This window comes from Limoniibacter endophyticus (assembly GCF_014652835.1).
GTDB classification, from domain to species: domain Bacteria; phylum Pseudomonadota; class Alphaproteobacteria; order Rhizobiales; family Rhizobiaceae; genus Limoniibacter; species Limoniibacter endophyticus.
Window position 1 is genome coordinate 228,499 of sequence record NZ_BMZO01000005.1, and the last position, 17,615, is coordinate 246,113.

Here is a 17,615-nt window from a genome sequence, read left to right on the forward strand (position 1 = left end):
AGAGGGACGTGGAACGTTAGAGAACCCTTCCGCAGGTACGGTCAGGCGCAACCGGACCCCTTCGGGACTTCGCAGCAGGAGGACAGAGCGGCAACAGCGGGATTGCACACCTCTGGATGGCCTTGGCAGCAATCGCGCATCAGGAATTCGATTAGCGCCGCCAATGAGGGCAGGGCGGCGCTATAGATGATCGATCGCCCGTCACGACGTGAAATGACCAACCCCGCCTGCTCGAGATGGCTCAGATGAAAAGACATGCGGGAAGAGGATGCACCGTCCATCGCCTCACCGATCGCGCCCGCGGACATTCCTCCAGGGCCGGCCGCTACGAGCAGCCGCACGATCCGCAAGCGTGTTTCTTGCGACAGGGCCGCAAAGGCTTCAAGAGCTTTTCCTTCGTTCATCATCTCAATATCTCAATAAGTGTTGAGATATTGAATACACCACGAAATTGTCCTGCGCTAGTCCTAAATATTCCGGCTCTGATTGGCGCGGCGTGATGAGTTCAGGCCTCTGCGTCCATATCCAGAAAATCCTCGGTTGTCATCAATCGCAACTGAACGGAAAAGCGATCTCCAAGCAGCTTGATGGAGGCATCATGCGTCTCGTCTGCACCGCTGCAAACGGCGTCGGTGAGGAGGATGACGTGATAGCCCAGATCAATCGCACCAAGGACCGTTGCGAGCACGCAGACATCCGTCTCGCCTCCGCTTATCGCCAGCGTGTCAACGCGGGTCTCCTGAAGGTGCGCATTGAGTTCGCCTCCAAGCCAAGGGGAAAAGGTGGTCTTGGCAAAACTGCGGGCCGGAGGGGTGTGTCGAGCCATGGCAGGAACAAGCTCAAGCATCTCAGGGGCAAGCATTTCCCCCGTCATTACGCGCCATTTTTCATAATAACTCCGCCATGCTCCTGGAGCATCCTCAGCCCGTTTGGGCGGAATGAATCGTGTGAAGATGGTTTTTTCGGGAGCACGGCCAACAAGCTCCTCCAATTGCGGCGTTATCTTCATCAGCCATGGCACCTGCCAGGGTGTGTCTTCCGCAAACATTCTTTGGACGTCCACGCAAATATGTCGCCACTCAGCCATTGATTTTCTCCAGATGCTGGCTTGCTACCAAAGCGCGTCGCATTCGCTTTAATTCCGATCAGAAGGCCGGATCGATGTCATCGTTACCGGAAGCGCCCGCTTGTGTGCGGTCTTCCGATACGCTTCCGCGATACGTTCCTTTGAAGCGGGTGCAATATTCTTCCCCTCCAGAAAGTCGTCGATTTCGTCATAGGTTACGCCGTAGACGTCTTCGTCGGGCAGTAAGGGTTTGTTGGTCTCCAGGTCTGCCGTCGGAACCTTGACGATCAGATTCTCCGGTGCGCCAAGATGTCTTGCAATCGCCCGCACGCGACGTTTGTTCAGGCCGGCCAGCGGTAGGATGTCCGCTGCTCCATCGCCGAATTTCGTATAAAATCCCATTAGGGCTTCAGCCGCGTGGTCAGTGCCGATCACAAGGCCTCCCAATGCTCCGGCAATGGCATATTGCGCGATCATGCGCTGACGTGCCTTCACATTGCCGGCGATAAAGTGCTGCGGCGCACCGTTCTGCAGCACGCCCGTATCCGCTACCGTCTCCATCATGGCGTCCGTTGCGGGCTGGATATTGATAGTGTGAAGCTGGTCAGGGCCGATCACGGCGAGCGCAGCTTGTGCATCTGCCTCATCTGCTTGTCTCCCGTATGGAAGGCGGAGGGCAACGAACTCAGCATGATATTCCAAAGTTCGAAGCTCCAGGACGGCGCGCTGCGCAAGCATCCCCGCCGCAAGCGAGTCGATCCCGCCGCTGATGCCGAGCACGTAGTGTTTCAGGCCCGAGCGAACGAGATAGTGCTTGAGGAACTCTATGCGCCTGGCTGCTTCCTCCTCTGCATCAAAGGCTTTCTGTACGTCCAAGGTTTCAATGATTGCAGATTGGTCAAACATGCCTCTATCCATAGGTGGTTGATTGAATGCCAAACAATAAAGAGGGCAGTTCGATCCAATGCCCGAGAAAATCGGGGTTGAACCGGTTGCCGATCGAGCGTCGCAAAAAGAAGGTCGGGGAGGCGTGGATAAGGCAAATTGATAGCTTTATTTATTTATTTGACGCAAATTATTTGGATGCAAATAAATCTCCCAATACTTCCAACGGGTTCCCCTCTGAGGGATCCATTTCAGGAAAAGTGACTGTTCATACCGTCGTGAACAGATAGTCGGCAAAACGAACAATTGTCTCAAGAGGATCGAAGACCTAAATTTAAGCCGTCAGCGATCAACAGCTAAGCCATTAATAAGACTTGGTGATTTCGCTCTCGAGCCATTATTGAACGCATAGGAGATTTATCATGCGTAAGGTTGTTCTTTCTGCAATTGCTCTTTCTTTCCTCGGCCTCGGTGCTGCATCGGCAGCTTCCCACACCTCTGCCGGGGTTGTTGAAAATCTCAATGCCAAGGCTGGTGTCGTTCGTCTTGCAAATGGCGACCAGTACATTCTGCCTGCCGGCACGGATCTGTCCGGCATCGGCGGTGGCGACAGGGTCATCATCAACTGGGAGACCCAGAACTCGTCCTCGATTGCAAGCCAGCAGTCGAACAATGAACTGCCCGCCCGCATCCTTCAGGCTGACAGCATCTCCCTCGCTCGCTAAGCTTCTCTGCGACGAGAAAGGGGCCGCATTGTTGCGGCCCCTTTTATTTGACAATTATCGTGCCCCTCGCTACCGCCTTTGAAAACAGACGCGGAGCTTCTCATGGCTATTCTCTACGGCATCCCTAATTGCGATACGGTCAAGAAAGCGCGCAGCTGGCTTGATGCCAACAGTATCGCCTATCAATTTCATGATTATAAAAAGGCAGGTATCACGCGCGAAAAGCTGGTGTCCTGGTGCGGGGAGTTCGGTTGGGAAAAGGTGCTCAACCGTGCTGGCACGACCTTTCGCAAGCTGGACGAGGCGCAGAAGGCCGATCTCGACGAAGCAAAGGCTATCAACTTGATGCTGGCACAGCCGTCGATGATCAAGCGTCCCATTGTTGAGAAGAACGGGGCGAATCTTGTGGGCTTTAAGGTCGAGGACTACGAAAAGGCATTCGAAGTCTGACCATGGAAGCAGCATCCGACAGCCGCGAGGCATGGCGACTTGCATGGGCAGGGATGTTTTCTCTCGTGGCTGCGATGGGGATTGGGCGTTTCGTATATACGCCGGCCCTTCCTAGAATGATGCAGGAACTTGATCTTTCGGCCGTTGATGGAGGTTTGATCGCTTCCGCCAATTTTCTAGGCTATTTCGCGGGCGCCATGGTTGGCGGAGGCCGCTGGGCGGCTGGCCGTGAACGCATTATTCTTGTTGCTGCACTTATTGCGAATGCTGCACTCTGTCTGGCCATGGCGCTGACCCATTCGGTCAATGTTTTCATGGTCCTGCGTTTCGCTGCCGGCCTCGCCAGTGCGTTTGTGATGCTCTATTCCTCTGCGATCGTGCTTGGCAGCCTCAATGCAATGGGCGCCAGCAAGTTACAGGATCTGCATTTCGCGGGTGTCGGCAGCGGGATCGCGCTCTCTTCGCTGATGGTACTGATGCTCTTCGCCGTTGATCTTCACGAGTGGCAGGGCATTTGGTTGGCTTCGGCCGCTGTGGGCTTTCTTGCTGCGGCGGCCGTCATGATCCTTTTGCCAGGCCGGCAGATGCGCCCTGGGCAGCAGGAAGGACTCTCGCAGATGCCATGGTCGGAGTCCCTGCTGCGCGCGGTCATATGCTTCGGCCTTTTCGGCATTGGTTACAGCGTGTCAGCAACGTTTCTCATTGCGTTGGCGCGTCAGCAGGGCGCTACACAGATCGATGAAGCCATGCTTTGGCTGATCGTCGGCGTGACTGCCGCGCTATCCGTTCCAGCAGGTAGTTTCCTTGCGCGTCGGTTTGGATTGGTACAGACGTTGACGGCGCTGTGCATCGCAGAGGCCGCCGGTGTCGCCGCCTGTGTTCTTTTGCCGGTTCCCCTTGGGGTCTATCTCGGCGCATTTCTGTTCGGCGTAACTTTCATGTCGATTACCGCGCTCGCACTGGATGTGGCACGGCGGCTGGTGCCGCAGCATGCTCGACGCGTTTTCTCGATCATGACGATCTCTTTTAGCCTCGGCCAGATACTAGGGCCCTTGCTCTCCGGATTTGTCGTTGATGCAACGGGAGATTATGTCGCCGCTTCGCTGGGTGCGGCAGCCTTGCTTGTCATTGCGGCGTTCATCGTCTGGCCGGCGAAGGACCGCGCGGTACTCTCCTGACTACCCCGCGTGGCTTTCGTCGGGAGCGGCCGTTTCTTCCAGATATGTCCGGTAGCTGACGCAGCGCACCTCCTTCTGCCTGCACACTTCGCGCGCAAAATGTTCGAGGGCGCGCCAGTAAGCGCCATCGTTCATCAGTGTGAAATGAAAGCCGAATTGGAGCGGGATGCGTTCGCCCGAATATTGCGTGTCGAAGGTTGTCTTGAACGCCTCGTAAGCTCTGGCTTCGTAGATTGCCGCCTCTTCGGGGCGTTCCTTGCCACCGCTGTGGCGGACATAGAGATTGTAGTCCATGCCGATAACGAGGCGCTTCGATGGTCCTTCAGGAATGAGCGGCAGTGAAAACTGCATTATGTCCTTCTTCACATGGGGCTCCAACGGCCCGCGCGAAACCGTGCTGGCGTCGTACTGCAAACCAGCCTGCCGCTGAGCGGCGTTCAGTGCGGGAGACATGGCCAGATAGGGAGCGCGAAAGCCGATAACCGAACGCGCCATCTCCTTCCAGCCGTTCGGCTCACCTTCGATGCCGTTGATCTCATAGGCATGCGTCAAAATGCGCGAAAACTCGGAGAATTCCTTGTCCCAGGTCGCTTTCGTCCACTTGGTGCCGTCGAAATGCCCGCAGCCGTGGCTGGCAATCTCGTGGCCGGCTTGATGCGCCGACCAGATCGCTGCAAGCCGATCTGCAACCTCCTGCTTACTCAGGGCAAAACCGACATTGGATCGCGCCTTTTCGCCAGGAATGCGCGCATATTCGTTGCGAGTGTCTGGTGAAAGCAGAAAGACGCAGGACTGGAAGTAGGTGAAACTCGCCCCGGTTTCGCGCCCCAGATCGGCACTGCGCCGCCATTGCCTGAGATCATGAGCGCCGTCGAAGGAGATAATGACGTATTGCGGCTTTTCCTGCTTTGCCTCGGCATAAGCCGGGAAAGGCAGTGCCAGCATCGCTGACATAAAAGCGACTATACGCCTGACGCTCATCATTGAGAAAATCCTTCGTAACTGGAAATGCAACGCACCTATTTGCCGGCAAGGGGCTTTAGTTCGCCTTTATGGCGTGTTTGAGATTACGCAGGGTAGGACCGATAAGAAGATCCGCTGCATAAATTTGGTGTGTTCGGGGCGTCGCAGGCGCACAATATGCACGTAGTGCCCCTTCCATGCGGCGCGAAATCCTTTAAAAGGCGGGCTTTAGAAACGCCTCTAATAAAATTGGATCAGCGATGTCGAATGACAGTTTCATCCGCGAAGTGAACGAAGAGATCCGTCAGGATAAGATGAAGGCCCTGACGCGCCGGTTCGGACCGATCGTGGGTGCTGCGGCCGTTCTCATTATTCTGGCCACTGTTGGATGGGTAGCCTGGGACCGATGGCAGAAGGCGGAAGCTGGTGCATCCGGTGATCAGTTTATTTCGGCGCTCGAACTCGCTAGCGACGGCAAGGTCGATGAAGCGCAGTCGGCCTTGCAGACGATCGAGAAGGAGGGGCACGGTAATTATCCGACCTTGGCCGCGTTCCGTCTCGCTGGTCTTGCTGCTGACAAGGGCGAGGCCACTGCCGTCCAGCAATTCGATGCCATTGCCGCAACGGGCAGTGCAGCGGCGATTGTGCGCGACATGGCACGCCTTCGCGCCGGACTCCTGCTGGTCGATAGTGGTTCCTATGAGGATGTCTCTGCCCGGGTCGAGCAATTGACGGCCGATACAAATCCGCTGCGCCACGTGGCCCGTGAGGCACTGGCGCTTTCCGCCTACAAAGCCAGGCGCATGGCAGATGCGCGGGCCTTGTTCGAGCAGATCAGCAACGATGCCGAAGCCCCCGGCAACGTGCGCGGCCGTGCCGGCCTGATGCTCGACCTGATCAAGAGTGGCGATGGAGCCAACGAATAAATGACTTTCAAGATCGCTGTTCTTGGGCGGCCGAATGTCGGCAAGTCAACCCTGTTTAATCGTCTCGTGGGTCGCAAGATCGCCCTTGTGGACGATACGCCGGGCGTAACGCGCGACCGGCGCGTACATGACGCGCATCTCTACGATCTCGATTTCGATGTCATCGATACAGCGGGCTTCGAGGATGCCGCCGCCGAGACGCTGCAAGGTCGCATGCGCGCGCAGACCGAGCTTGCAATCGAGGAAGCTGACGCGATCATCTTCATGATCGATGCCAAAGCCGGAGTTCTTCCCGACGACCGAACTTTTGCGGAAATCGTCCGCCGCTCCGGTAAACCGGTAATTCTTGCCGCCAATAAGTCCGAATCGCGCACCTCTGAAGCAGGGCTGCTCGAGGCTTGGGAGCTTGGTTTCGGCGAGCCGATCCCTCTTGCTGCCGAGCATGGCATCGGCATGCCGGATCTACGAGATGCGATTGTCGATGCCATTGGTGAGGATCGTGCGCTGGGTATCCGCGACAGCGAAGGCTATCTCATTGACGAAGCGACGGTTGATATTGATATCGAAGATCCCGACGCTGAAGAGTCGGAAGATGATTATGACGCTACCAAACCGGTTCGCATCGCGGTTGTGGGTCGTCCTAATGCCGGCAAGTCCACCATGATCAACGCGTTGATCGGGGAGGAGCGTCTGCTGACTGGTCCCGAGGCTGGCATCACGCGCGATTCCATTTCGGTGGAATGGGAATGGGAAGGTCGCGAGGTCAAGCTCTTTGACACTGCCGGGATGCGGCGCAAGTCCCGCGTGCAGGAAAAGCTAGAAAGACTCTCTGTGGCCGATGGTCTGCGTGCAGTCCGCTTCGCCGAGGTGGTTGTTATCGTGCTGGATGCGACCATTCCCTTCGAGAAGCAGGATTTGCAGATTGCCGATCTCATCATTCGAGAGGGACGCGCGCCCGTTATCGCCTTCAACAAGTGGGACTTGATCGATAATCCGCAGGAAAAACTTGCAGAACTGCGTGAGGCGACCGAACGTCTGCTACCGCAGATCCGCGGCATACAGGCCGTGCCGATCTCCGGCGAGACGGGCAGGGGACTCGACAAGCTCATGGCTTCGATCTTCAAGACCCATCGCGTTTGGAACAGTCGTGTTTCGACGGGACGGCTCAATCGCTGGCTGGAGCGCGTCTCCGCGCATCACCCGCCGCCAGCCGTGTCCGGCCGCCGCCTCAAGGTCAAGTACCTGACGCAGGTCAAGACGCGCCCTCCAGCATTTGTGCTCTCCTGCTCGCGGCCCGATGACATGCCGCAGAGCTATGTGCGCTACCTGATTAATAATTTGCGTGAGACTTTCGACATACCTGGCGTGCCGCTGCGCATGTTCCTGCGCACGTCGGATAATCCATTTGCCAGCAGGGCAAAGAAGCGCTGATGGCTAATCAGGCACTTACGAGGGAAGATCTTCAAACGTTGTTCGCGGCTCCGGTTGTCCCGGACGCTGCAAACGTTTTTGAGGCTTTTACTGATGCAGATGACCTGAAGAGGCTCGTTGACCGCTATGAACGCGGCATGACCATGTGGCGCAACGATACCCGTCTCAAGATCGAGAAAGCCATTGCCAGCTTGAAAGAGAAGGCCGCAGAGCACGCTGCTTCGACCTATTCTCAGGCCGCGCTCCCGCTGGTCAACGACATGTTGCACACGCTGGAGCGCGCCACGGCCTCGCTCACGACGCCGCTCGAGAGTGAGCCGGAGCATCAGGCGACCTTTCGCCGGTTAAGGTTCGGGTCTGGCGCGAAGGGGAAATTCTTTCGCAGGAATCTTGACCGGGCCGAGGAAATACGTGTTCTCAATTACGACGCCGTTCTGAATTGGCGTTCCCAATTGCTGGGCTTGAAAAGAGATCTGATGCGGGACGCTGCGGACGTTTAGGCACCGAATTTCATCCTATTCCGAAATTTGAACGCGGGCGGCGACGGCGGTATTCCTCACGTCATCGTTACCTGTGATCCCTGCCGGCTTCCCGGTTTTATGGTTACCAACTTCCTTAATCTGGCTCCTCTGTTAACTGTCCATCAAGGTTACCGCTTCATTATCGACTTCGATTGCTGCTTGTATCGCGTTGGAGGGTAACTCGTGTTTCGGAAACGTCGTAGGCCGACGGTCTATCTGACCGCCGAACCCCGTCGCTCGTTCGTATCGCCGGTGGTTTTCGGTCTTGGTGCCCTTCTTCTTTCATCTTCGCAGATAGCCTATCAGGACATGACGAGCATTCTGGCTTCTGCCGGTGGTGTAGGCGAGCGTTGGGCAAGCTACATTGAACGCTCAGCGGCAGGCGGAACGCAGATCGCTTCGCTCCCCTTTGGTGGCGCAGAGGGCATGGCGCTGTCAGGCGGGGGCGTACGTACGGCAAATCTTGGCGAAGTTACCATCCGTGCCAAAGACGGTTCGATGGTCGGCTCGGACGAATCCCGCATCAATCGTGCCGAGAAGACGGGACGTCTTGTTAAAGTCGCCCCGACCGCGCCGCCCAAGGCCTTTAGCGCGGGAACGATTCTGCAGCGGACCAGCTTGCTGAAGCGTCCGAGTGAACTTCCTAAACGGGAAATGGCCTTTATCGTACCCAAAATCGCCGGCAAGGAGTTGCAGATTGCAGGCAATTTTCACAATACGCCGCCCAAGGTCACCGAGCAGATTCCCGTCGCGATCGCGTCGCTGGTTACCAACGATACGCCGGACGTGCTGGCTTACGCACCGTCGGAGCCCAATTATGCGAAACAATCGCCTTTCTCGAGCCTGCTGAGAAAGGAAGATCCGAACGAGGGCCGTTTCATTCCTCCGATCGGTGAGAATGATCATGGCTGGATGGCGAGCCCTTTGCCACCGAAAGTCTTCTCGAGCGCTGAGCAAAAATGCCTGGCGACGGCAATTTACTTCGAGGCGCGTAGTGAGCCCAAGCTGGGACAGGCTGCGGTGGCTCAGGTTGTGTTGAATCGCGTGCGCAATCCTGCGTACCCGAATACGATCTGCGGCGTTGTCTATCAGAACGATGACTGGTTGAACCGTTGCCAGTTCTCTTTCGCCTGCGAGGGCCGCAAGAAGGTCGTCTACGACCGCAAGCGGTACAAGCTGGCAGAGGAAATCGCGTTGGCCGTGACATCCGGCGCGATCTTCATCCCGGAGGTCGGCTCCTCGACCCATTACCACGCTACGTATGTTCGTCCGAAATGGGCTCCGACCATGACGCGTCTGACCAAGATCGGCCTTCACATATTCTATCGTACGAAGAACGGTGGCTGGAGTTAAAGAGCCGGATCGTCGGGAGAGGGTGCGAATTTTCTCCCAAGCCGCTGTTCCAGCTCCAGATTCGGTGTGCCGCCGTGGCACATTCGTCGCACTCGCTGTTAAAGTTCTGGTGAGCGCATTTCAAACGATTGATTTTATTTCACAATTTTCATGTATGAGTCTTGGTGTCGGAGTCTTGACGCAAGAAGGGCGTCTCTCTATGTTGCCCGCGACTTTGGAGGCAGGTTTTGCTGCTCGCAGGGGAGGAAGGTCATGGCACCTGAACGGCAAGATGACGCCGACGCCCGTAAGCGTAAGCAGGCAGGATCTGGACCTTCGGCAGGTGGCGATCTCGATCGCCGCAGGGATGTGCTGGGCGAGAAGTTGCAGGCAATGCGTGGCCAGAACAAGGCCGACCGCGAACCTGCTTCGGCAAAGTCGGGCTATGGTCAGGCCATGAAGCTGTCGAGCGAGTTCATCGCCGGTGTGCTGGTTGGTATCGGATTGGGTTGGGTGATCGATGAGTGGGCCGGAACGCGGCCTTGGGGATTGGTCATTTTTCTCATTCTCGGATTTTGTGCGGGAATCCTCAACGTGCTGCGTTCGATGGGGGTTGTCGTTGAAGAGGGGTTGAAACCATCCAAAAAAGATGGTGATAAGCCGGACGTAAACTGAAAGCGCCCGAGCGCGCAAAGGAAGAGGTTCCCAGGTGGCTAACGATCCGCTCCACCAGTTCCAGATTTCTCCTCTGGTTCCGATTGAAATCGGAGGTCTGGACTTTTCCTTCACCAATGCGTCTGCCTTCATGGTTGCAACGGTTGCCGCCGCAGGCGCATTTCTGTTCCTGACGACGTCGAGCCGTGGCCTCATTCCAGGCCGTCTCCAGTCGGTGTCGGAACTGTCCTATGAGTTCATTGCCAACATGCTTCGCGATTCCGCGGGCACGAAGGGCATGGTCTTCTTCCCGATGGTCTTTTCGCTGTTTATGTTCGTGTTTGGCGCGAACATGCTTGGTCTGTTCCCGTACTTCTTTACGGTTACCAGCTCGATCATCGTCACCTTCGCCCTGGCGCTTCTCGTCATCGGCACGGTAATCGTCTACGGCTTCTCCCAGCACGGCCTTGGCTTTCTCAAGCTTTTCGTGCCGAGCGGTGTCCCGCCGATCCTGCTGCTCATCGTCGTGCCGATCGAAATTATCTCGTTTCTGTCGCGCCCGATCAGCCTCTCGGTTCGTCTGTTCGCCAACATGCTGGCAGGCCACATCACGCTCAAGGTCTTTGCAGGCTTCGTTACCTCACTCTCCGCACTTGGTGCGATCGGCGTGTTCGGTGCCGTTCTGCCGCTTGCCATGACGGTTGCGATTACCGCTCTCGAATTTCTGGTGGCTTTCCTCCAGGCTTATGTCTTCGCAGTGCTTACCTGCATGTATCTCGCTGACGCGGTGCATCCCGGCCACTGATCTATAGAATTCCGCAGGGTTCCCGATACAGGGGCGCTGCGGTGCAATCTCGCCGACGGTTCGCCGTCATCTAAAAAGTTCTGCATGAATCGTAGATTCCAATGAGGAGTAATTGAAATGGAAGCAGAAGCAGCACGTTACATCGGCGCAGGTCTCGCTTGCTTTGGCATGGCCGGTACGGCTCTCGGCCTGGGCAACATCTTCGGCAGCTTCCTGTCGGGCGCTCTGCGCAATCCGTCGGCTGCCGATGGCCAGTTCGGCCGTCTGGTTTTCGGCTTCGCCGTGACCGAAGCTCTGGGCATCTTCTCCCTGCTCATCGCCTTCCTTCTGCTCTTCGCATAATCGCAAAGACCGAGAAGCATTTCGATATGCCGGCCGCTTGAATTCTTTAAGCGGCCGGAGAGGTTGAACAGGGGTTCTCTATGCTGGTTACACCGGTTTTCGCCCAGGAAGCGCCTGGCGCTTCTCATAATACCGATGCGGCGGTTCCTTTGGCACCGGAAGGCCCACAGCATCTGATCGAGCAGGAAGTTGCGCACGAAGGCGTTTTCCCGCCTTTCGACGCGACGACCTATCCTTCGCAGCTTCTTTGGCTCGCGATCACCTTCACCCTGTTCTACCTCTTCCTGAAAAAGGTAGTTCTTCCCCGCATCGGCGGCATCCTCGAAGTTCGTCGCGATCGCATCGCGCAGGATCTCGACCAGGCTGCCCGTTTGAAGCAGGAAGCTGACGAAGCAGTTGCTGCCTATGAGCAGGAACTGGCCGAGGCACGCGCCAAGGCGCAGAAGATCGCGACCGAAACGGCAGACGTCGTGAAGGCCGAAGCCGAAGCCGAGCGTCAGAAGGTCGAAGGTGCACTTGATGCCAAGCTGTCTGAGGCAGAGGCGCGGATTGCTACGATCAAGGCAACGGCCCTGAAGGATGTCGGCACCATCGCCGAGCAGACCGCCAAGGCAATCGTCGAAGAACTTGGCCTTACTGCCGACGACAAGGCAGTTGCTGCCGCCGTCAAGGCAGCAGGCAACTAAGGAGAGACGACAATGGATGCAACATTCTGGGCGACAGTCGCTCTCGTCCTCTTCATCGCCATCGTCTTCTACGTGAAGGCTCCGGCAATGCTTAACAAGTCGCTCGATGCGCGTGCGGATCGCATTCGCAACGAACTCGACGAGGCGCGCCGTCTGCGTGAAGAAGCGCAGCAGCTCGTTGCGGAATATCAGCGCAAGCGCAAGCAGGCTGAGAAGGACGCGGAAGACATCGTGGCTGCGGCCAAGCGTGAAGCCGAACAGCTGACCGCAGAAGCCAAGGCGAAATCGGAAGAATATGTCGCACGTCGTACCGCCATGGCAGAGCAGAAGATTGCTCAGGCCGAACGGGATGCCGTGAACGAAGTCCGTTCGAATGCTGTCGAGCTTGCCGTTGAGGCAGCGCGCTCGGTAATCGCGGAACGTTCGGATGCTACAAGTCGGGATGCGCAGTTCAAAGCCTCGCTGGAACAGCTCAAGGGCAAATTGCACTGATCTTGCGCAGCAGTACCTGAAACGAAAAGAAGCGTCGGGCAACCGGCGCTTTTTGTTTGGCTTAAGATGTTCATGACGTGGAAAAAATTCTTGCCAAGAAATCTTTTCCTTTTGCAAGTTCAAGCGCTTGTCGTTTTCTTGCGCGGCAAGATCTCAGCAATTGTCCACACCCGGGTATGGCTGGCGGATAATCTCTCTCACGCGTCGAGGGGCTTTGGTTGCGCACCCGTGGCATCGAAGGCGCGAGGGCAAGCTGTCTGCCGGGATCTTCCGGTGGGCGGTGGCTGCGGGACGTGACAATCTTCACATCCGGCCTGCAAAAGCGCATGTGGAAGCATACGCAATTTATGAGATTACGGGCCACATGCGCTCTTCCCCTCATGAAATGCGGCAGTTTCCGGGGAAGCGAGAACCGGCTTCCCCGGAACTGACGATCTTCTCCCTTATCAACCGCGCGGCGAGAGCCGTGGCGGCGCCAGCGCATGCAATGGAAGTTGCCGAAGGAATCTGCCTCAAGGACACCGTTATAACTGCGGATAGCGCGGCTATGGCCTAAATCTTATGTGAAGCTCTCAATGACACAATATTAGTTGGAGCTTTGCCTTGGCCGCTACGGAATTTGTTACACCCAAACATTCAATGGAAAGCATCTACACGCTTCCCAGCGGGTTTAAGGAAATGCCCTTCGCTACCTATCAGCACCCGAAGGTCGCCTCTCATGAAAGCGAAATATCGCTGGATGAAGTCGCTCTTTTTGTCATGGACGACGCATATGCGATTGCAATGGGAGGGAGCGGAAATGACCGTTTCGAGATATTCCCCCCCGCCAATGCCGAGACCGTTCTGCTGATTTATGGAATGGCTGGCGATGACGTTGCAAGCGTGCATCTGAATGCCACTGAGCTGAAGATTGTTCGGGAACCTGGTCAGTATACGCTGATTACGTCGCTGCCAGGCTATGCGCATAACGTGCATATAGAACTGGAAGGCGTCGAACAGGTCAGGTTCGATACGGCTCCCTTTGAATGCCTTCTTTGAAAGCAACCGTCCTGACCGGAGGGGAGTTGGAGTGGCCGTCCGCTCGTGAAGCCCGTTTTCAGCTCCTCAAATCTTGCGGAGTGATCTTGTTTGCATTGCGTGCCGGCCCTCCATTGAGCTGTACGGCTTCGATGTACAAACGATAAAGTAAAGCATCGGGCAGCTGGAGATAGAGCTTCGACTTCGGAAAACGCTCTGCATAGGCGTCTTTGAACGACGCAAGGTCGGGCCCGCTGATCAACTCGACATGGCCCGACAATGTCAGGCGTGGTGTCACCATCACGTCGCTTGCATAATCGGCAACGGTAATCGACACTCGCGGGTCGGCTTCGATGTTCCGCGCATGCAGGGAAAGCCGGGCCATGAACAGGACAGGCATTGCCTCGGCGTCGATCAGCAGGTTCGTCACGGTGCTGTAGGGAAAGCCGCTCGGGTCGAGAGTGGCAAGTGCTGCCACCTTTGCGCTGAAAAGCAGGTCCTTGGCGACTTTGATCGCGTCGATGGGACGGGCGGCCTCCGGATTGATCTCGATGCTTCGGGGCGTGATCGCCTTCATGTCCTTCCTCCATCAACTGACGAAATAGTACTTCTATGTCAGGCAACCTGGTTTTGGTGCAAGAATGAACATCTCTGTTCGACTTGAATCTGGTGAGAAAGCAGGTCCTGGGGCCGTATTATTTGATCCAATTCTCTTGCGGGTACGCGAGGGCCGGGAGAGCCAGGTTCACTTTCCTCAGATCTGTTTGCTGACAATCCCGCATGGGGAACGGCGCCGGGACGGCTGGGAGGCTGGCTGCCTCTGAATGATATGCGCAAGACGCAGTATTTGCTCATAAGCACGCCGAAGGCAGTTAGAGGATACTCTCTTGTGTCCTCTTCAAGATGCCAGACCATGGTAGCTGGTAGCTGAATTTTCGGCCATCCTCCGTCGTGCTATTTCATTGGCTAAAAGTCAGGCGCTTTTGAGTGGGGCGAAGGTCATGCGATGAATACGTACCAGCGCGCCGCTTTCCAGAATTGCCTGCCGGTGCCGAACGGTGCCGTAGCCGGCATGCGTCTCGAAGCCATAGACGGGGTGATGATTTCCGCATCCTGCCATGATGCGATCGCGCATGACCTTGGCCACAATCGAGGCAGCTGCGATAGATTGCGACCGCGCATCGCCTTTGATGAGCGGACGGCTCTCGCAGGGCAGCCGCGGCGGGTGATCGCGCCCGTCGACCAACACAAGTTTCGGTGCAATCGACAGTGCCAGAACGGAGCGCCGCATGGCCTCCAGGCTGGCGCGCAGAATATTGACGCGGTCTATGGTCTCGGCACTCATAGAGGAAAAGGAAACGGCAAGGCTACTCGTTACGATCAAATCGAAAAGTGCTTCGCGGGCTTTCAATGTCAGCTTCTTGGAATCGTTGAGGCCATCAGGAATGTTCCGCGGATCGAGAATGACGGCTGCTGCCACGACCGGCCCCGCAAGTGGGCCGCGCCCCGCCTCGTCTGTCCCTGCTACTGGAAAATGGCCAGCGTCTATTGCCGCTTTCTCTATCGAGAAGTCGGGAACGAGCACCTCGTCGAAGAGGAGCGGAGAATCGGGAGATGTTCGAGCCATTGCGGCAAACTCGCACGTCACCCCGATTCTCCGCAAGTCCCTCGCAAGAATTTGGGGAACTTGCGAGGCACATCCGGCCAGATCTGACGGCGGCAATGATCGCACTTTGGGACGAGTACAGGCGGCGATCATTCGTCACATCGGCCGCAAGGTTTTGGTCACAAGAGACCAGGATCAGAGAAGGCTGAGTTGCCCCCCTTGCTGAACAGGACGGCGGAATAGGTCGGTCCGAAGCTTCGTGCGGTCCTTGTTGAAACCGAGCTTGCGGGCCGCAATCTCGAAACGACGACCAATCTGCCAGGCATAGGGACCTTCACCACGCATGCGCTTGCCCCATTCAGCGTCGTAGTCCTTGCCACCGCGCATTGAGCGAAGCAGCGACAGCACGTGCCGATAGCGGTCAGGATAATGGCGCAACAGCCAATCCTTGAAGATCGGGCTGACCTCGAGCGGCAGGCGTAAAAGTACATAGCCAGCATTGAGCGCTCCCATTGCGCGCGCGGCATCGAGAATCTTTTCGATTTCGTGGTCATTCAGCCCCGGAATGATCGGCGCGACCATGATTGAAGCGGGAATACCCGCCTCGTTAAGCTGGCGGATGGCGTCAAGCCGGCGCGATGGTGTCGAGGCACGCGGCTCCATCGTGCGTGCCAGGGTGCGGTCGAGCGTCGTCACCGACAACGCGACCTTCGCCAGCCCTTTTTCTGCCATACGTCCCAGAATATCCAGGTCGCGCAGGATCAGCGTCGACTTCGTAACAATACCGACCGGATGATCGAAGGCCTCGAGCACCTCGAGTACTTCGCGCATGATGCGATACTGTTTCTCGATCGGTTGGTAAGGATCGGTATTCGTTCCGATGGCGATGGTCCTGGGCTCATAGGAGGAGCGTGCCAGCTCTTTTTCCAGAAGCTTGGCCGCATTCGGCTTGGCAAAGAGCTTCGATTCGAAATCCAGCCCCGGGGACATGCCCATATAGGCGTGTGTCGGGCGCGCGAAACAGTAGACGCAACCATGCTCGCAGCCGCGATAGGGATTGATCGAACGGTCGAAGGAAATATCCGGCGAATCATTGCGGCTGATGATGCTGCGCGGGTTTTCCGTCTGCACCTCGGTCTTGAAGGGAGGTAGTTCCTCCAGGCTGTCCCACCCATCGTCGAATATATGATGGCTGATCGGTTCATACCGCCCGCTTGGATTGATGGCAGCAGCGCGCCCGCGCCGCCGATCCACCTGAATGCGCACAGCCCCACCCTCGACAATGGCATTGGCAAGCGCCGTCCGGCCTTCGGAAAAAGCTGCCGCATCCGCACGCGAAATCTGATCCATTTCCTGCCTCCGGACATGTTCTCATTTTCATACCATTAGGATCAAAAAGAGAACATAGCAAGAACTTTATATTTTCTTGCGAGGCCAGACATGCTAGGTTACCGATAGGCCATGCTGAGTGTCGTTGTTGTTCCTGCCGATGATCCAGAGGCTCTTGCCCGCACGCTCGCCGTGCTGGTCGAGGGGGTCCTGGAGGGTGTGATATGCGAGGCCTTCGTCATCGACGAAGGGCTGGAGGCAGCCTCGCTGGAGGTGGCCGATCAGGCGGGCTGTATGCTCATGAAGAACAGGCCGGCTGAAATCGCTGCTGCGATGCGGGGCGAATGGTTACTGGTTCTGGAAGCGGGTGCGATTCCGGGCGAGGGGTGGGTGCAGGCGCTATCGCTGCACATGGCGTCGGCTTGTGAAACGGCATCGTTCCGGCATGAACGCTGGTGGGGCAATTTGGGGCTGCGATTCCTGCGCAGGCCGCTGGCCTTTGGCCTTCTGGTGAAGCGTCGCCGGGCCATGGAGCAGGCGGAAAAGGGCTTTGAGGTGATTGCGCGTGGCGCGCGCCTCTCGATAGCGGCGACTATCGTACCTGCCGAAGGGGAAAGCAGAAAACCGGCTGTCGCAGAAATGAGAAAGCGACCTGCGGCATCTGGAAACTAAACTTTTAAGCGCCGCAGATGTTCATCCAATCGCGGCATGATCTCGACGAAGTTGCAGGGCTTGTGACGATAGTCGAGCTGGTCCTTTAAAATGCCGTCCCAGCCGTCACGGCAGGCGCTGGGCGAACCGGGGAGACAGAATACGAAGGTAGTGCCTATTAGTCCCGCAGTTGCACGCGATTGCACGGTCGAGGCCCCGATTTTTTCGTAGGAAATTCGATGAAAAGCGTAGGAAAATCCTTCCATGCGTTTGGTAAACAAAGGCTCCAGCGCTTCCGGAGTGACGTCGCGGCCAGTAAAGCCTGTGCCGCCGGTGGTGATCACTACGTCTGGGCCGCTATCTGCTATCCACGCTTGAACCTTCGCCCGGATAGCGGAAATATCGTCGGGCGCGATCGCGCGAGCGGCGAGCTTGTGACCTGCTTCGTTTATGCGCGCAACGAGTGCGTCACCGGAACGGTCGTCGTCAAGCGTACGTGTGTCGGAGATGGTGAGAACGGCGATTGAAACGGGGATGAAGCGGCGTTCGTTCATGG

22 protein-coding genes are annotated in these 17,615 nt (G+C 56.9%); 14 read left to right on the forward strand and 8 right to left on the reverse strand.

Annotated elements, in window-relative coordinates:
- Window positions 1–41: 41 nt before the first annotated feature.
- The 3 genes from IE151_RS09045 to nadE all read right to left on the reverse strand — a co-directional run bounded on the left by IE151_RS09045 (window position 42) and on the right by nadE (window position 1,972).
- Window positions 42–404, reverse strand: coding sequence for an ArsR/SmtB family transcription factor (locus IE151_RS09045; RefSeq protein WP_189489770.1), 363 nt, complete (start codon window positions 402–404; stop codon window positions 42–44).
- A gap of 101 nt (window positions 405–505) precedes the next feature.
- Window positions 506–1,087 (reverse strand): cysteine hydrolase family protein, encoded by a 582-nt coding sequence (locus IE151_RS09050; RefSeq protein ID WP_189489667.1) that lies wholly within the window; start codon window positions 1,085–1,087, stop codon window positions 506–508.
- Between the two features lie 48 nt (window positions 1,088–1,135).
- A complete protein-coding gene (gene nadE / locus IE151_RS09055; protein ID WP_244636675.1) occupies window positions 1,136–1,972 on the reverse strand; it encodes an NAD(+) synthase in 837 nt (278 codons plus the stop codon).
- A 401-nt stretch (window positions 1,973–2,373) separates the two neighbouring features.
- Here nadE and IE151_RS09060 point away from each other — a divergent pair, with 401 nt between their 5' ends.
- The 3 genes from IE151_RS09060 (at window position 2,374) to IE151_RS09070 (ending at window position 4,304) form a co-directional block, all read left to right on the forward strand.
- Window positions 2,374–2,676 (forward strand): hypothetical protein, encoded by a 303-nt coding sequence (locus tag IE151_RS09060; RefSeq protein WP_189489669.1) that lies wholly within the window; start codon window positions 2,374–2,376, stop codon window positions 2,674–2,676.
- Between the two features lie 102 nt (window positions 2,677–2,778).
- A complete protein-coding gene (locus IE151_RS09065; RefSeq protein WP_189489670.1) occupies window positions 2,779–3,126 on the forward strand; it encodes an ArsC family reductase in 348 nt (115 codons plus the stop codon).
- Between the two features lie 2 nt (window positions 3,127–3,128).
- A complete protein-coding gene (locus IE151_RS09070; protein ID WP_189489671.1) occupies window positions 3,129–4,304 on the forward strand; it encodes a YbfB/YjiJ family MFS transporter in 1,176 nt (391 codons plus the stop codon).
- On the opposite strand, the gene IE151_RS09075 is transcribed toward IE151_RS09070, so the two are convergent.
- Window positions 4,305–5,288, reverse strand: a complete 984-nt coding sequence (locus tag IE151_RS09075; RefSeq protein WP_189489672.1) for a polysaccharide deacetylase family protein — start codon at window positions 5,286–5,288, stop codon at window positions 4,305–4,307. It lies immediately after the preceding gene.
- Between the two features lie 239 nt (window positions 5,289–5,527).
- Between IE151_RS09075 and IE151_RS09080 the strand changes: the two genes are divergently transcribed.
- The 10 genes from IE151_RS09080 (at window position 5,528) to IE151_RS09125 (ending at window position 13,494) form a co-directional block, all read left to right on the forward strand.
- On the forward strand, window positions 5,528–6,193 hold the full coding sequence (locus IE151_RS09080) for a tetratricopeptide repeat protein (RefSeq protein WP_189489673.1): 666 nt from the start codon (window positions 5,528–5,530) through the stop codon (window positions 6,191–6,193).
- Window positions 6,194–7,624, forward strand: a complete 1,431-nt coding sequence (gene der, locus IE151_RS09085) for a ribosome biogenesis GTPase Der (protein WP_189489674.1) — start codon at window positions 6,194–6,196, stop codon at window positions 7,622–7,624.
- Window positions 7,624–8,124, forward strand: a complete 501-nt coding sequence (locus IE151_RS09090) for a hypothetical protein (RefSeq protein ID WP_189489675.1) — start codon at window positions 7,624–7,626, stop codon at window positions 8,122–8,124. Before der ends, IE151_RS09090 begins: the two co-directional genes overlap by 1 nt.
- Before the next feature lie 204 nt (window positions 8,125–8,328).
- Window positions 8,329–9,498, forward strand: coding sequence for a cell wall hydrolase (locus IE151_RS09095; RefSeq protein WP_244636676.1), 1,170 nt, complete (start codon window positions 8,329–8,331; stop codon window positions 9,496–9,498).
- 252 nt (window positions 9,499–9,750) lie between these two features.
- The gene (locus tag IE151_RS09100; RefSeq protein ID WP_189489676.1) at window positions 9,751–10,152 is read left to right on the forward strand and encodes an AtpZ/AtpI family protein; all 402 of its coding nucleotides are present in this window, start codon (window positions 9,751–9,753) and stop codon (window positions 10,150–10,152) included.
- Window positions 10,153–10,186: 34 nt separating this feature from the next.
- Window positions 10,187–10,936, forward strand: a complete 750-nt coding sequence (locus IE151_RS09105; RefSeq protein ID WP_189489677.1) for a F0F1 ATP synthase subunit A — start codon at window positions 10,187–10,189, stop codon at window positions 10,934–10,936.
- Between the two features lie 117 nt (window positions 10,937–11,053).
- Window positions 11,054–11,278 (forward strand): F0F1 ATP synthase subunit C, encoded by a 225-nt coding sequence (locus IE151_RS09110; RefSeq protein WP_189489678.1) that lies wholly within the window; start codon window positions 11,054–11,056, stop codon window positions 11,276–11,278.
- Window positions 11,279–11,358: 80 nt separating this feature from the next.
- Window positions 11,359–11,964: a F0F1 ATP synthase subunit B gene (locus IE151_RS09115; RefSeq protein ID WP_189489679.1), complete on the forward strand. Its 606-nt coding sequence runs from the start codon at window positions 11,359–11,361 to the stop codon at window positions 11,962–11,964.
- Window positions 11,965–11,976: 12 nt separating this feature from the next.
- Window positions 11,977–12,456, forward strand: a complete 480-nt coding sequence (locus tag IE151_RS09120; protein WP_189489680.1) for a F0F1 ATP synthase subunit B — start codon at window positions 11,977–11,979, stop codon at window positions 12,454–12,456.
- Between the two features lie 603 nt (window positions 12,457–13,059).
- Window positions 13,060–13,494 (forward strand): hypothetical protein, encoded by a 435-nt coding sequence (locus IE151_RS09125; protein ID WP_189489681.1) that lies wholly within the window; start codon window positions 13,060–13,062, stop codon window positions 13,492–13,494.
- Between the two features lie 58 nt (window positions 13,495–13,552).
- Here IE151_RS09125 and IE151_RS09130 read toward each other — a convergent pair whose 3' ends face one another.
- The 3 genes from IE151_RS09130 to IE151_RS09140 all read right to left on the reverse strand — a co-directional run bounded on the left by IE151_RS09130 (window position 13,553) and on the right by IE151_RS09140 (window position 16,429).
- Window positions 13,553–14,050 carry a HugZ family pyridoxamine 5'-phosphate oxidase gene (locus IE151_RS09130; protein ID WP_189489682.1) on the reverse strand — a complete coding sequence of 166 codons (498 nt, stop codon included), beginning with the start codon at window positions 14,048–14,050 and terminating at the stop codon, window positions 13,553–13,555.
- 396 nt (window positions 14,051–14,446) lie between these two features.
- Window positions 14,447–15,100: a ribonuclease HII gene (rnhB, locus tag IE151_RS09135; protein WP_189489683.1), complete on the reverse strand. Its 654-nt coding sequence runs from the start codon at window positions 15,098–15,100 to the stop codon at window positions 14,447–14,449.
- Window positions 15,101–15,274: 174 nt separating this feature from the next.
- Window positions 15,275–16,429: a PA0069 family radical SAM protein gene (locus IE151_RS09140; protein ID WP_189489684.1), complete on the reverse strand. Its 1,155-nt coding sequence runs from the start codon at window positions 16,427–16,429 to the stop codon at window positions 15,275–15,277.
- A gap of 111 nt (window positions 16,430–16,540) precedes the next feature.
- On the opposite strand from IE151_RS09140, the gene IE151_RS09145 reads away from it, so the two are divergent.
- Complete coding sequence (locus tag IE151_RS09145) at window positions 16,541–17,080, forward strand: glycosyltransferase family protein (protein ID WP_189489685.1); 540 nt, start codon at window positions 16,541–16,543, stop codon at window positions 17,078–17,080.
- On the opposite strand, the gene moaB is transcribed toward IE151_RS09145, so the two are convergent.
- Entirely contained in the window at window positions 17,077–17,613 is a 537-nt protein-coding gene (moaB, locus tag IE151_RS09150; protein WP_189489686.1) for a molybdenum cofactor biosynthesis protein B, read from the reverse strand. The two genes, IE151_RS09145 and moaB, sit on opposite strands and share 4 nt — an antisense overlap.
- Window positions 17,614–17,615: the final 2 nt, after the last annotated feature.